The sequence below is a fragment of the Planctomycetota bacterium genome (assembly GCA_016872555.1).
Taxonomy (GTDB): Bacteria; Planctomycetota; Planctomycetia; order Pirellulales; family UBA1268; genus F1-20-MAGs016.
Genome location: VGZO01000024.1, coordinates 48368 through 62789 on the forward strand (window position 1 = coordinate 48368; position 14422 = coordinate 62789).

A 14422-nucleotide genomic window follows, 5' to 3' on the forward strand; every position below is an offset into this window, starting at 1 on the left:
CGGTTCGGGCGGAGGGACGGTGCCGGTTTCCGGTAGAGTGGGGGGGTCAACGGCCGGTTTCGATCGCGCTCCGTCGGCAGTTGCACGGAGCGCATCATTCAATCAATGGAATCCAGCATGGCAGCGCGCAAGGCGGCACCGCGGCCCGAGTCCGACTCCGAGTCCGAGTCCGAGTCCGAGTCCGACGAGGGGCCGGCCGGCCCGATCGAAATCGCGATCCTCGGCGACCTCGGCAACCACGAGGGGGAGATCACCGGCAGCCTGATGGGAATCGAGCCCGGCGGCGAATGCATCGTCTACTTCGATTCGCCCGGGGGCAGTCCGTACTGCGCGATGTCGCTGGTGTCGCTGATCAAGCTGCGGGGCATCGAGGCCACCGGGATCGTGACCGGCGAGTGTTCGTCGGCGGCACTGTGGCCGTTCGCGGCCTGCAGCCGCCGCGTGGTCACGCCCTACAGCGTGTTCCTGTTCCACCCGATGAAGTGGCAGAGCGAGGAACACATCGGGATCACCGAGGCGGCGGAATGGTCGCGGCATTTCGGCCAGCTCGAGAAGGAGATGGACGTCCTTCTCTGCGAGCTGTTTGGCACCGCGGTCGACCTGATCACCGAGTGGATCTGCACCCACCGCTACGTGACCGGCCGTGAGATGGTGAAGGCGGGCCTGGCCGAGATGGTCCCCCTCGCGCCCCTGCCCGGACTGGTGCCGGAACGCCAGCCCAGCCCGCACAAGGGGCGCTGAGCGGCCCCGGCGACGGGGTGACAGCGGCCTGCGGGGCCCCCGGCTGCCGATCGCGGCTATCATGGGGGGCGTGCGGGGGCCGCTTCGCGGCCCAGCGCTGCACCCCGTCGAGGAATTCGTCATGCGCCCCAGTCGTCTGCCGAGTGTCGCCGCCGTCGTCGCCCTGGCCGTGGTCCCGGTCGCGGCACTGGCCCAGGATGGCCAGCGTGCCTTCCGCATCGGCGACGGTGCCTTTTCGCTCGAGGCCCCGGCCGGTTGGACACGGGTCCAGCCCAAGTCGACGATCGTCGAGACCGAGTTCGCGATCCCGTCGGAGGGAGACGCCCCTGCCGGGCGGATGACGGTAATGGGCGCCGGCGGCAGCGTGCAGGCCAACATCGACCGTTGGTACGGGCAGTTCACGCAGCCCGACGGCAGCGCCACCAAGGACAAGGCGGTCACCAAGACGGTGAAGATCGCCCAGTGCACGGTGACGATGGTCGACGTCGCCGGCACCTACAAGGACGCCCCGGCCGGGCCGTTCGCCGGCGGCAAGGCGGTCGACCGTGCCGGCTACCGGATGCTCGCGGCGATCGTCGAGACCCCGGCCGCCGGCATCTACTTCCTCAAGTTCTATGGCCCTGCGGCCACCGTCTCGAAGCACGCCGACGGCTTCCGGGCGATGGTCGAGGGGCTCGTCCCGGCGGCCCGGTGACCAGCCACGATGCGCATCCAGGAATTCCTCGAACACCACGGTATCGGCGGCAATCCGTTCGCCGAGGAAGACGCCCAGAACGACACCGTCTTCAAGCGGACCTGCCTCGAGTCGACGTTCCACCCGGCGTGGGACAAGGTCTACGGTGATCCCGACGACCCGAGCACGGCGATCGTGTTCGGGGAGAAGGGCTCCGGGAAGACGGCGCTCAAGCTGCAGATGGTGCGGCAGTTCGAGCGCCACGCCGCCGACCATCCCGACCGGAAGACGTTCGTCGTCGTGTACGACGACTTCAATCCGTTCCTCGACCGGTTCATCGGCCGCGTCGGGCCGCGGCGACCGGTCGAGAAGGTGCTCGCCCACTGGAAGCTGTGGGACCACATCGACGCCATCCTCACGCTGGCGACGACGCAACTGGTGTCGCAGCTGCTCGATGGCGGCCGCGGCAAGCCGCGCCTCGGGCCGGCCCGGGCCCGCGATCTGGCGCTCCTCGCCGCCTGCTACGACCAGTCGACCGGAGAGACGTTTCCCTCGCGCTGGGCGCGGTTGCGGCGGCTGGTGGGGTACCGGACGTGGCGGGCGACCTGGCCCTGGTGGCTGGGCATCATCGTGCTGACGGTGTTTCTCGGAGCGCTGGCCGTGTCGCTCACCAGGGGAGCCGGCTGGGGTGGGATCGTCCCGTCGGGAGCACCGTGGTGGGTGCCGGTGGCCGTGGTGCTCATCGCCTGGGGGCCGTGGGTCTGGCAGCGGGCACGGGCCTGGTGGACCGCCCGCACGGTGGTCGGCAGCATGCGGACCGGGAACCGCACCGTCGGCCAGCTGACGCAAGCCCTGGCGCGGATGCCGACGGTGGACCTGGCGGGGCAGCCGCTGCCGCGGCATGCCCGCAGCGACGACCGCTATGAACTGCTGGCGAAGTTCCAGGGGATCCTCACGAGCCTCGGCTACGGCGGGATGGTGGTGATCGTCGACCGGGTCGACGAGCCGCACGCCATCAACGGCCAGGCCGACCGGATGCGGCAACTGGTCTGGCCGTTGCTCGACAACAAGTTCCTCAAGTCGCCGGGGCTGGGCTTCAAGCTCCTCCTCCCCGACGAGCTGTATCGGTTCATCGAGCGCGAGGACGAGCAGTTCAACCAGCGTGCCAGGCTCGACAAGCAAAACCTCGTGCCCAACCTGGAGTGGACCGGCGAGACGCTCTACGACATCGCCTCGCAGCGGGTGAAGGCGGCGAGCACGGGCTCGCCCCCGGCGACGCTCGCCCAGCTGTTCGACCCGGCCGTCGACCAGCGCCGCCTGATCGACGGCCTGCGGACGCTGCGCGTGCCGCGGCACTTGTTCAAGTTCCTCCACCGGCTGTGCGTCGCCCACTGCCACTCGCACACCTCCGAGCAGCCGGTGTGGACGATCCCGCTGGAGCGCTTCGAGAAGGAACTGGCGGTGTTCCGGCGCGACCAGGAAGCGTTCGACCGGGGGCTCGCCCCGCGCTGATGGACGCCGACCTGCACACGCTGGCCGTCGGCCGCGATGCGATGGCCTGCCGGTTCGAAGCGGTGTTCAACGCCGGTGAGCCGGACGATGCGACGCAGCGCGGGATCGATGCCCTGGAGGTCGTCGAGGCACTCGAAGCGCGGCTCACGATCCACCGCCCGGGAGGAGAGTTGTCGCGGCTCAATGCCGCCGCCGCCGGAGGCTGGCAGCCGGTCGCCGACGATCTGTTCGCGTTGTTGGAGCGCGCCGACGAATTGTGGCGGCTGACCGACGGTGCGTTCGACATGGCGACCGGGGCGCTGTCGCGCTGTTGGGGCTTTCTCCGCCGCAGCGGCCGCACGCCCGCGGCCGAGGAACTCGCCGCCGCGCTGGCGGTATCGGGGTGGGGGCGGGTCGAACTCGACCGCGCTGGCCGTCGGATCCGCTTCACCACCCCCGGGGTGGAGCTCAATCCGGGCGCGATCGGCAAGGGGTATGCCCTCGACCGTGCCGCCGTGGCCCTCGCCGGCGTGCCGAGCTTCCTCCTCCACGGCGGATCGAGCAGTGTCGTGGCGCGGGGCGTGCAGGGCCCGGCCCTTCCCGGGCGGCGCGGCTGGCGGGTCGGCGTGCGCCATCCGCTCCGCCCGCAGACGCGCCTCGCGACACTCACGCTCGTCGACCGGGCGCTGGGCACGAGCGGTTCGGGAACGCAGTTCTTCATCGACCGCGGCCGCCGCCTCGGCCACATCCTCGATCCGCGGTCCGGGTCGCCGGCCGAGGGGGTGCTGTCGGCGACCGTCCTCGCGCCGAGTGCGGCCGACGCCGACGCCCTGGCGACGGCGGCCTACGTGCTCGGCCCAGCGGGACTCGACCGGATCGCGCCGCCCGGCGGCGCCGTCGCGGCGTTGGTCGCGGTGCCGGCGCGCACGGCCGGTGGCGTGCGGGTCGTGACCGCGAATCTGCCTGACAAAGCAGTCGAATGGAGCACCGAGCCGGGGTTGGAGATCATCCGTGCCTCCTGATCCCGGGGTGGATCGCTGCTGCCCGGCGCGTTGCGCCGGGGTAGACTCGTGTCGAGGCCAGGATGGTCCGGCCGCCGCTCCCCGCCGCCTGTCACGCTGCCGCACATGATCGAGTGGGTCGAGCGGGGTTCCTACCTCGGCATCGTGTTGTTCCTGACCCTGACCGGGATCGGGCTCCCCGTTCCCGAGGAAGTGCCGATCGTCGCCGCCGGCGTCGCCAGCCGCGCCGGGGCGATCCACTGGTATTACGCCCTCCCCGCCTGCCTCATCGGGGCGTTGCTCGGCGACAGCCTGATGTACGCGATCGGCCGGTTTTTCGGGGCCCGGATCCTCAAGGAACACCCCTGGTGGTCGGGATTCCTCACGCCGCAGCGCGAACGGACGATCGAGGACCTCATCCAGCGGCACGGCATCAAGGCATTTTTCGTGGCCCGGTTCCTCGTCGGGCTGCGCAGCCCGTTCTACCTCACCGCCGGGATACTTCGGGTGAAGTACCGCTGGTTCCTGTTCGCCGACCTGATCTGTGCGACGGTGGTGATCGGTGGGTTCTTCGGTTTGTCGTATTTCTTCGGCGACCGGATCTTCGGTCTGATCCGCTCGGCCGAGGCGGGGCTGACGCTCGTCGTCGTGTCGTGCGCCGTCCTCGCCGTGAGCGCGTTTTTCTGGTTCCGCAAGCGGCGGATGCTGCTCCTCGACCAGGATCCAGAGAGGCTCTTCGAGAACCGTGAGCTGATCTTCGGCCCGGCCGCCGACCGGATCACCGACGGGATCGGGTTCGACCCCGGCCGGACCCACGCGGCCGACGACGGGGGCACGGGAGACGATGCCGCGGCAACGCTCGACGGTGCCCGCGGGGACGTGGCCAACGGCCGCGCCGACCACCGCGGCGGGCAATCGCTGCCGCGACTGCCGCTGGAGTGACACCGGCGCCGAACCATCGGCCTCGTTCTGGGCGGTCGTGGCGGTCGTGACGGTGGTGCGGGCGGGCTGCGCCGCGCGGCAGGGCCTGACGGCTGCGGTGAGTTTGCCGGCGTGACGGAGCGACCTAGGTTCTGACGGTGACATTCCGTCGGAGCCTGGCATGGCGTCTTCTCGCACCTCCCCGCGCGGCCCCGGTCGCGTGCTCGTCGTCGACGACGACCGCCGCGCTGCTTCGGCGCTGGCGGAGTGGCTGTGCCGCACCGGCTGGCACGCCCGCGCGGCTGGATCGCGCGGCGAGGCCGAGCGCCTCGTCGGCCGCTGGTCCTGCGACGTGTGTGTGATCGACGGTGGGCTGCCCGACGCGCCGGCGCTGCTCGCGGCGTTGGCCCGTGCCTTGCCCGCAGCCGCCACGCTCGTGATCCGCACCGCCACCGGCCCCGATGCGACTGAGTCGGGGGCCGACGCCGTCGTCGGTCCGCTGCCGGCCGACGCCGATCTCGAGGCGGGGATCAGCGCCGCCCGCGAAGCCGCCCGGCTCCGCGGAAAGACGCATGCCGCTCCGACCGCAACGCCGCTCGGACGCGATCCGGTCTTCCGCCAGGCCTTCGAGACCGCGCTCCGGATTGCGGCGACCGATGCCACGGTGCTCGTCACCGGCGAGAGCGGCACCGGCAAGTCGCTGCTGGCGCGGGCGATCCACGCCGCCAGCCGGCGCGCCGCGCGGCCGCTGGTGGAGGTGTCGTGCGGGAGCCTCGCCGACGGCCTTCTTGACAGCGAGTTGTTCGGCCACGTCGCCGGGGCGTTCACCGGCGCGGTGGCCGACCGCCCGGGCCGGTTCGTCGAGGCCGACGGGGGCACCATCTTCCTCGACGAGATCGCCACGGCGTCGCCGGCGCTGCAGGTGAGGCTGCTGCGCGTCCTCCAGGAACGGCGGCTGGAGCCGGTCGGCAGCGGCCGGACCCGCACCGTCGACACGCGCGTGATCCTCGCGACCCACGAGGATCTCGAGGCCCTGGTGGCGGCGGGGCGGTTCCGCGCCGACCTGTTCTGGCGGGTCAACGTGGTGTCGATCGACCTGCCGCCGCTGCGCGCGCGGCCCGACGACGTTGCCGTGCTGGCCGACCACTTCCGCACCGCCGCCGCCGCCCGGGCCGGACGCGAATCGCTCGGTTTCACGGCGGCGGCCCTGGCGGCGCTGGCCCGCTACCCCTGGCCGGGCAACGTCCGCGAATTGGAGCACGCCGTGCAGCGCGCGGTGTTCCTCGGCCGGTCGCCGTTGATCGATGTCGCCGACCTGCCGCCGGCGATCGCCGCTGCCGGCGGTGGCCAACGTCCGGGGGCGCTCCGCGAGGCGTTGTTCGATCCCGAGCGCCGGCTGATCCTCGAGGCGCTCGAGCGCCACGGCTGGCGGCGCGACGCCGCCGCGCGGCACCTGGGAATCAACCGCACCGCGCTCTACAAGAAGCTCAAGCGATTGGGGATGGATCCGCGTTCGCTGCCGCCGCCGGGGAGCCCCGCCGCCGCCGGCTCCGGGAGCCGCCCGGCCGCAAGCAGCGCCGCCAGGAGCGCGGCGAGCAGGAGCCGGTAGGCGACGAACGGCCACAGCGTCCGCGTCGCGAGGAGCCGCAGCAGCCAGCGGATCGAGAGAAAGCCGACCAGCGCCGCTGTCGCCGTGCCCCAGATCATCGCGGCGCGGGCGTCGGGGGATCCGAGGATCGCCGCGCGCTCTTCGACCGCCTCGAGCACCGCGGCCGCGGTGATCGCCGGCAGCGACAACAGGAACGAGAACCGCGCCGCGGTCGCCCGGTCGAGTCCCGCGAACATGCCCGTCGCGATCGTGATCCCGCTCCGCGACGTGCCCGGGAGCAGCGCCAGCGCCTGGGCGCAGCCCATCGCGAGCGTGTCGCGGAAGGTCACCGCGTCGAGGCCGTGACGACCGTGTTGGCCGTGGCCGGCGCGGCGGCGGGCGACGATCTCGGCCGCGGCCATCACCACCGTGGCCCCGACGAGGGCGGCGATGATCGACTCCAGCGACCGCAGCGGGCCCTTGATGAGGTCCTTGAACAGCAGCCCGCAGACGACGATCGGCACGGTGCCGACGACGATCGCCAGGGCCGTCCGGGATTCGGGGTTGGCCAACGGGCGGCCGCTGGCCAGCGCCGTCAGGCAGCCGCCGGCGAGGCGGCGCAGGTCGCGCCACATGACCGCCACCACCGCCGCCAGGGTGCCGAGCTGGATGACCGCCGAAAACGCCCCGCCGGGGTCCCCCCGGCCGAGCAGGGCGGGCACGATCCGCAGGTGCGCGGTGCTCGAGATCGGCAGGAACTCGGTCAGCCCCTGGACGATCCCGAGGATCACTGCATCGAGGATCGTGAGGCTGCTCATGGCGGATCATGGCGGACGGAGGGAGCCGGGGCCGGAGAGCGAGGGCGGAGGAGGGGGTCTGGATCTTCCCTCGCCTGACGGCGGAGAGCATAATGCCCCATCCGCCGCTCCCCAGCCAGTTGGCCATGGCAGCCGTCATCGTCGACGGTTGCCACCCGATCGACACCAGGCGCCCCACCGGGTGCCGGAGTCGACGGACGCCGCATCGTGTGGGGGCGGGCCTTTCAACCGTCTGCCAGGAGTCGTTCGCCGCATGTTCCGCAATCTCAGCACCGTCGGCCTGCCCCTGTCCGGCCGTCCCAGCGAGCTCATCGAATTGGCCCTCTCGTTCGGCTTCGACGGGATGGACATCGACATCGTCGATTTCCAGCGGCAGGCGGAAATCTTCGGTGTCGAGCACGCCCGCCGGTTGATGGTCAGCGCCCGGCTGAAATCGGGCGTGTTCCAGATTCCCGTCACGCTCGACACCCACGACGAGCGGTTCGACGCGCAGGTGAAGGAGCTCGGCAAGCGGATGGAGTTGGCACGGGCCACCGAGCTGTCGCGGGCCGTCGTGCCCGTGGCCCCGGGCAGCGACAAGCATTCGTTCAAGGACTTCTTCGAGTTGCACCGCAGCCGGTTGAACACCCTCGGCGATCTCGCCGCCTCCCACGGCATCCAGGTCGGGCTGGTGTTGGTGCCGGAGACCGAGCTCCGTGCCGGTCAGTCGCTGCAATTCATCCACACCTACGAGGGCCTGATCGGTCTGGTGGCGGCTTCGCACCCGGCGATCGGTGTCGTCGTCGATGGCTGGGCGCTGGCGGTGACCGGCGAGCCGTTGTCGATCATCGGGCAGATCCCCGCCGGAAAAATCGTCGAGGTGCGGCTCTCCGACGCTCCGCGTGAGACGCCCGGAGCGGAGCTCCATCCCGGCCAACGATTGATGCCCGGGGAGACAGGGGTTGTCGACTCGGCCGCGATTCTCGCGGCGGCCCGTGACGCCGGCTTCGATGGCCCGGTGACGCCGTGGGCCGATCGGCAAACGCTCGTCGGCCGGGGGCGCGAGAAGATCGTGCGCCTCTCTGGCGACCGCCTCGATGCGGCGTGGCGCGCCGCCGGTCTGCCGATCACACCGCGCTGGTTCGCACCGGTCGTCCGCGAACCGGGGCGGATCGGCGACGAGGGGGGCCCGGCCCCGGTCCCCGGCAGCGGCGCGGTGCCGAGCCGCGGCCCGGCGACCTGAGCTTTGGCCCCGTTGGCCTCCGCTCCTTCCACGGCCTCTACGGCGGTCGATCCCGCTCGGCCCGCGGGAGGTGGGGTGTCGGGGCGTCAGGCCCCTTCGCGGATCCACTGGATTTTCGGCGAGCCGGCGCCGTCGCTGGTCGCGCCGCGCGCGAATTCCGAGACGTAGCGGAGCGTCTGCGCCGGGCGGTCTGGATCGCGGAAGGCGTCGCCCTTCTGGAGGATCGGGAGCTGGTCGGGCATTCCACCGAATGCGCGCGATCCGGCGGCCTGGCAGGGGAACCACCATCCCTCGCCCGACCCGTCGACGAGGTGGAACTCCGGGTAGCAATGCCCCTCGACCCATACCGTCCTGGCCGGCACTGCCATCGCGCGCGCCATCGCGATGAACAGGCAGGTCAGCTCCTCGCAATCGCCCCAACCGTCGGCGAGCGCCCGGGCGGCGCCCTTGAGGGGGCCGTTGCGGTACTCGACCTTCTCGCGGACGGTGTCGTACAGCGCCTCGACCAGTCCCCAGCCCTCGCGATCGGCGGCGGTGGCCTTGGCGAGCTTGACGATCCGCGGATGGCGGCTCTCGATGTACGGGCTCGGGGCGAGGTAGGGCCGGAGCTCGCGGGACGGTTTTTCAGGAATGCGGAGGGCGCTGATGTCCTCGGGCGCCACGAGCGCCGCCCGGTCGAGTTCGAACGTCACCAGCGCCCGGGCCCGTTCGCCGGCCGGGAGGTCTGGTATCTCGACGACCAGCTGCTTCACGCCACCGGGCAGGCTCCGGTAGCGCAGCGTGCGGACATCAGGGGACAGGTCTTCGCCCGCAACCTCGACGCGCTGCTCGGGCCATGAATCGGGGACCGGCATCGTGGCGTACAGGCCGCGCACGGCACCGCCCACGGCCGTCACCATCATCCCGACCTTGTAGCGCTGTCGGCGGACGTCACCGAGCGACGGCCCACCGGGGCGCGGGGCTGCATCGGCAAACTGGGCCCGCGCTGGGCGGGCCAGCGCACCGCAGCCCGCGAGCGTCCCGAGGATCATCGAGGCGCGCCGCGGCAGGCGTGTGGCGCTGCCGGGCAGCGGTCTGCGTTCGGCCATCGTTTTCTCCCGGAGCGCTCGCCCTCCCCGTGCCGTCGGTGGCGGTGCCGATCGGCGTGCCGGCCGGCGGGGCGAACGCCGACCGCACGTCGCGGCCCAACCGAGGTATCGGCCAGACACATGCGTCAGGCCCGGGTGCCGGGCGCCCCTTTCGGTCGGGCAAACTCCGGAAACAGGGCAAAGCGATCGATTGTTCGCTGCCGCCTCCGCTGATATACTCAGGGATTCCCGTTTTTTGGGAGTTTTTCCGGGCGGAAGGTCTGCCCGCTTCCCTGCTTTCCCACACCCCCCACCCTCCCCACTCCCCACCAGCATGGTCAACCGCAACCTCATCCGCGAATTGGAGATCGGCGACGAACTGGACCAGGAAATCGATCTGGCGATGTCGGGCACCGACGGCGACGCCTACGAGGGGGGTGGGGCCTCGCTGTCGGTCAATTCGGTCCTCGAGGGGAAGGTCCTGCGGGTCGACGACGAATTCGTCCTCGTCGACGTCGGCTACAAGAGCGAGGGCTACATCCCGCGCAACGAGTGGGACGACTCCGAGCCCCCGCCGCAGATCGGCGACTCGGTCAAGGTGCTCCTCGAGGAGTTCGAGGACGGCGCCCTCGAGGAACAGCGTGGGTTGATCACCCTCTCGAAGCGGAAGGCACGCCGCATCGAGGATTGGCTGCGGGTGATGGAGAGCGTCAAGGAGAACGACGTCGTCACCGGCTTCGTGACCCGGAAGATCAAGGGCGGCCTGCTCGTCGACATCTCCGGGGTCAACGTCTTCCTCCCCGCCAGCCAGGTCGACATCCGTCGTCCCGCCGACATCGGCGATTATTGCGGGCGCTGCATCCAGTGCCTGGTGCTCAAGATCGACGAGTCGCGGCGCAACATCGTCGTCTCGCGCCGGGCGCTGATCGAGCAGGAGCGTGCCGAGCGCAAGAAGCAGCTCATGGAGACGCTCGAGGTCGGCCAGGTTCGCCGCGGCATCGTCAAGAACATCGCCGACTTCGGCGCGTTCGTCGATCTCGGCGGCATCGACGGCCTGCTCCACATCACCGACATGAGTTGGGGCCGGATCGGACACCCCAGCGAGATGGTGTCGATCGACCAGGAGATCGAGGTCCAGGTTCTGCACATCGACCGCGACCGCGAGAAGATCGCCCTCGGCATGAAGCAGCGGACCGCCAGCCCGTGGGCCAAGGTCGCCGACAAGTACCCGGTGGGCACCGTCTGCAAGGGCACCGTCGTCAACGTCATGAGCTACGGCGCCTTCGTGAAGCTCGAGGACGGCGTCGAGGGCCTGGTCCACATCAGCGAGATGAGCTGGACCAAGCGGGTCAGCCATCCCAGCGAACTGGTCAAGCCCGGTGACGAGGTCGAGGTGGTCGTCCTCAACATCAACAAGGAGAAGCAGGAAATCTCCCTGGGGATGAAGCAGACGCAGCAGAACCCGTGGGAGAAGGTCGCCGCCGACTACCCGCCGGGCGCGATCGTCAAGGGGGTGGTGCGCAACCTCACCAACTACGGCGCGTTCATCGAGATCGACGACGGGATCGACGGCTTGCTCCACGTCACGGACATGTCGTGGACCCGCAAGGTCACCCATCCCAGCGAGATGGTGGAGAAGGGTCAGGAGGTCGAGTGCAAGGTGCTGTCGGTCGACCAGCAGCGCCGCCGGATCGCCCTCGGTCTCAAGCAGATGCACGACGATCCCTGGACCACCGACATCCCCCACCGCTACAAGCCCGGCGACGTCGTCAAGGGAACGGTGACGAAGATCACCAACTTCGGCGTGTTCGTCGGCCTCGAGGACGGCCTCGAGGGGCTGCTCCACATCTCCGAGCTCGCCGACGAGAAGGTCGAGAGCGCGGAGGAGGTGGTGAAGGTCGGCGACGCGATCGAGGTCAAGATCCTCCGGGTAGACACCGACGACCGGAAAATCGGCCTCTCCAAGAAGCGGGTCGGCTGGTCGCGCGAACGCGAGGCGCGGGAAGGCGAGGCCGACTTCTGACCGCGGGGTGGTGGACCGTCAGGCGGGGCCGATCGTGATCGCCAGCACCGGCCCGGTGCTTTCCATCCTGGAGCCACCGGCCTGGTCGTGGAGCGATCCCACCGGGAGCCGCGTGAGGTCGTCGTCGCGGGTGATGACGCCGGTCGCGAGGCGCATCCGTCGCGGCGGCAGTGGTGGAGTGTCGCTCGTGGCCGTCGCGCAGTGGCGGTATTCGAGCACCTCGCCCGCGGCCGGATCGATGACGTCGAGGCGGATCACCTCCACGGCCCGGCGCCTCACCCAGCGGCCACCCTGACCGATCCAGACGTGGATCCGCGTGCCCGGCGCGAGCGTCGCGATCTCGACGACGGCGATGCCGTTGGTCGGAGGCGCGTCGATCGGCCGCGACGCCAGCGGGTCGGAGGGGTCCTCGACGTCGAATCGCCCCAGGGGCAGGAGGGCGTTGGCCGGCTGGAGGGAATCGGCTGCCGGCGCCTGTTCGACGGGTGGAGTCACCGCCGACGGTTTGCGGGCCGGCACCGCCGCATCGGGGACGTCGCTGGCGCCGATCAACCGGCCCAGTCCACGCGACAGCCTCGAAACGTCGCCGGTGCAGACGAACCCCGTCAGCAACAGCGCGACCAGGCAGCAGCGGGCGAGAAACGACTGCATGATCGGCACGGCAGGGGACGGCGGGGCACGGCGCCCCAAACCCTACACCCCGCGGCCGCGCCGGGAGGCCGCACCACCGCCGATCGGCGCCGCCGACGGTGCGGACCGTGCCCGAGGTGACCGGTCGTGAGGGTTCTGCCGCACCGCCTCAGCCGAGGTCGGTGAGCGCCGCCAGGACCTCGTCGGCATGGCCGGCCGGTTTGACCGTCGTGAACACGCGGGCGACCCGCCCCTTGGCATCGATGACGAACGTGCTCCGGGCGATTCCCATGTATTTCCGCCCATACAGGCTCTTTTCCCGCCACGCTCCGAACTGTTCGGCGACGGTGTGGGCCTCGTCGGCCAGCAACGTGAAGGGGAGCTTGTGTTTGGTGCGGAAGCGAGCATGGCTCGCGGGGCCGTCGGGGCTGATCCCGATGACGACGGCACCACGTTTGCCAAACCTTGCCGCGGCGTCGCGGAAGCCGCAGGCCTCGACCGTGCATCCGGGGGTGTCGTCCTTGGGGTAGAAAAAGATCACGACTGGCTTCCCGCGGAGCGCTGCCAGCGAGACACTCACCCCGGCGTGATCAGGGAGGGTGAAATCGGGAGCGAGGCTGCCGACCGCCAGCCAACCGTCGGCCGCGGGGCCGGCCTTCGCCGGCGCCGGGCTCCGGGCCGCCGGACGGCCGCCTGTGGCCGGTGCCGGCGGTGTGCGTACCACGCGGCGGACGGCGGATTTCGTCGGTTTGCGGGAGGCGCCGGCCGGTTTCTTCGTAGGCTTGCCGGCCTGGCTGGTGGAACGACGGACTTTCTTCGCCATCGGATGACTCCTCGTGAACGATCGTGATGCCCCCGGGCAGCCGCGCCGGCGGCCGGGCCGCTCGGCGGCCGCCGCTGATGCCCAGGGTTGTAGCGGGGGCGAACCGTCGCGGCCAGTCGCTCCCGTCGCGGCGCTGCTGACGCCGCCCGGGCGCGGGGCGCTGGCGGTGGTTGGCGTCGCCGGGCCGGGCGCCGGCGACTTGGTCATGCGGTTGTTCCGTCCCTTCGCCGGCGGTTTGCCCGCGTCAGGCGTACGGGTCGGGCGCTGGGCACCGGTGCTGCCCGGTGGCGCGGGGGAGGAGGTGGTCGTCACGGTCGTGCCCAAGGGTGGCTGGAGCGTCCATGAAGTCCACTGCCACGGCGGCGCGGCCGCCCCGGCCCACGTGCTCGGCGGTCTCGCCGCCGGCGGGGCGGCGGTAATCGACTGGCGGGAATGGCTCGGGCACGTCGGTGTGGGCGTGGTAGCCATCGAGGCCCGTGAGGCACTGTGCCGCGTCGGCGGCCCGCGGGCGGCGTCGATCCTCGCCCGGCAACTCACCGGAACACTCGACCGGGCGCTGGCCGACCTCCGCAGGCTCGTCGACGAGAATCCGGCGGCGGCCCGCGCCCTCGGTTCGCGATTGCGCGCGGCGGCCGTTATCGGCCGGCGGCTGGTGGACCCGTGGCGCGTCGTCCTCGCGGGCCCGGTCAATGCCGGCAAGAGCAGCCTCGTCAACGCGCTGGCGGGCCACGCGCGGAGCATCGTCTCATCCGTCCCGGGGACGACGCGCGATCTGCTCGTCACCCCCGTCGTCATTCACGGCTGGGAGATCGATCTGGTCGATACGGCCGGCCACCGCGCCCCTGGTGAGCCGGCCGCGCCGACCGAGTCTGCGGGGATCGCCGCGGCCGCGCGGGCAGCCGCGGATGCCGATCTGGTGCTCCTCGTCCGGGAGGCGGGTGCCGCCGCACCGCCGGTGATCGGGCCGGCCGACCTCGTCGTGGTCACCAAGCACGATCGTGCGCCGAACGCCCATCTCCCCCGGGGAGCGATCGCGACCTCGGCGATCTCGGGCACCGGTATCGACACGCTCGCGAAGGCGATCGTCGACCGCCTCATCCCTACCGGACGGAGCGACCCCGATCTCCTCGTCGGCGCGGTGCCATTCACGGCTCGCCAGATGGCCGAGATCGATGCGATCCTCGGACGGCTGGGGCCGCCCGCCGGCGACTTCGATCAGTAGCGTGGCACCCGAGGGTCGATCGCGGTGCTCCAGGCCTCGATTCCTCCGGCCATGCTCGTCGCCTGGGAAAACCCTTGCTCCCGGAGCCACCCGGCGACGCGGAGGCTGCGCATCCCGTGATGGCAGTGCACGATCAGCAGCCGATCGCGGTGCGATTCGAGCTCGCCAAGGCGCTGCGGAATCTCCTGCGTCGGGATCAGCA

Annotated in this window: 14 protein-coding genes; 9 read left to right on the top strand and 5 right to left on the bottom strand. The window is 71.1% G+C overall.

Annotation, left to right across the window (positions count from 1 at the left end):
• The first annotated feature begins 204 nt into the window (after window positions 1-204).
• The 6 genes from FJ309_09825 (at window position 205) to FJ309_09850 (ending at window position 6436) form a co-directional block, all read left to right on the top strand.
• On the top strand, window positions 205-741 hold the full coding sequence (locus FJ309_09825; protein MBM3954896.1) for a hypothetical protein: 537 nt from the start codon (window positions 205-207) through the stop codon (window positions 739-741).
• Window positions 742-862: 121 nt separating this feature from the next.
• A complete protein-coding gene (locus FJ309_09830; GenBank protein MBM3954897.1) occupies window positions 863-1435 on the top strand; it encodes a hypothetical protein in 573 nt (190 codons plus the stop codon).
• Between the two features lie 9 nt (window positions 1436-1444).
• Complete coding sequence (locus tag FJ309_09835; GenBank protein MBM3954898.1) at window positions 1445-2926, top strand: CbtA family protein; 1482 nt, start codon at window positions 1445-1447, stop codon at window positions 2924-2926.
• On the top strand, window positions 2926-3927 hold the full coding sequence (locus FJ309_09840) for an FAD:protein FMN transferase (GenBank protein ID MBM3954899.1): 1002 nt from the start codon (window positions 2926-2928) through the stop codon (window positions 3925-3927). Before FJ309_09835 ends, FJ309_09840 begins: the two co-directional genes overlap by 1 nt.
• A gap of 105 nt (window positions 3928-4032) precedes the next feature.
• The gene (locus FJ309_09845; protein MBM3954900.1) at window positions 4033-4848 is read left to right on the top strand and encodes a DedA family protein; all 816 of its coding nucleotides are present in this window, start codon (window positions 4033-4035) and stop codon (window positions 4846-4848) included.
• A 160-nt stretch (window positions 4849-5008) separates the two neighbouring features.
• Complete coding sequence (locus FJ309_09850) at window positions 5009-6436, top strand: sigma-54-dependent Fis family transcriptional regulator (protein MBM3954901.1); 1428 nt, start codon at window positions 5009-5011, stop codon at window positions 6434-6436.
• Here FJ309_09850 and uppP read toward each other — a convergent pair.
• Window positions 6304-7233 (bottom strand): undecaprenyl-diphosphatase UppP, encoded by a 930-nt coding sequence (gene uppP, locus FJ309_09855; GenBank protein ID MBM3954902.1) that lies wholly within the window; start codon window positions 7231-7233, stop codon window positions 6304-6306. The two genes, FJ309_09850 and uppP, sit on opposite strands and share 133 nt — an antisense overlap.
• Here uppP and FJ309_09860 point away from each other — a divergent pair.
• Complete coding sequence (locus FJ309_09860) at window positions 7232-8455, top strand: sugar phosphate isomerase/epimerase (GenBank protein MBM3954903.1); 1224 nt, start codon at window positions 7232-7234, stop codon at window positions 8453-8455. The two genes, uppP and FJ309_09860, sit on opposite strands and share 2 nt — an antisense overlap.
• 86 nt (window positions 8456-8541) lie before the next feature.
• Here the strand turns inward: FJ309_09860 and FJ309_09865 are convergent, their stop codons facing one another.
• On the bottom strand, window positions 8542-9876 hold the full coding sequence (locus FJ309_09865) for a transglutaminase family protein (GenBank protein MBM3954904.1): 1335 nt from the start codon (window positions 9874-9876) through the stop codon (window positions 8542-8544).
• Here FJ309_09865 and FJ309_09870 point away from each other — a divergent pair.
• Window positions 9857-11545 (top strand): 30S ribosomal protein S1, encoded by a 1689-nt coding sequence (locus tag FJ309_09870; GenBank protein ID MBM3954905.1) that lies wholly within the window; start codon window positions 9857-9859, stop codon window positions 11543-11545. The two genes, FJ309_09865 and FJ309_09870, sit on opposite strands and share 20 nt — an antisense overlap.
• An 18-nt stretch (window positions 11546-11563) precedes the next feature.
• Here FJ309_09870 and FJ309_09875 read toward each other — a convergent pair whose 3' ends face one another.
• Window positions 11564-12196, bottom strand: coding sequence for a hypothetical protein (locus tag FJ309_09875; protein ID MBM3954906.1), 633 nt, complete (start codon window positions 12194-12196; stop codon window positions 11564-11566).
• Between the two features lie 148 nt (window positions 12197-12344).
• A complete protein-coding gene (locus FJ309_09880; GenBank protein MBM3954907.1) occupies window positions 12345-12998 on the bottom strand; it encodes a thioredoxin-dependent thiol peroxidase in 654 nt (217 codons plus the stop codon).
• 13 nt (window positions 12999-13011) lie between these two features.
• Between FJ309_09880 and FJ309_09885 the strand changes: the two genes are divergently transcribed.
• On the top strand, window positions 13012-14220 hold the full coding sequence (locus tag FJ309_09885) for a GTP-binding protein (GenBank protein ID MBM3954908.1): 1209 nt from the start codon (window positions 13012-13014) through the stop codon (window positions 14218-14220).
• Here FJ309_09885 and FJ309_09890 read toward each other — a convergent pair.
• On the bottom strand, window positions 14214-14422 hold a 209-nt coding region (locus FJ309_09890), incomplete at its 5' end, for a rhodanese-like domain-containing protein (GenBank protein ID MBM3954909.1). The two genes, FJ309_09885 and FJ309_09890, sit on opposite strands and share 7 nt — an antisense overlap.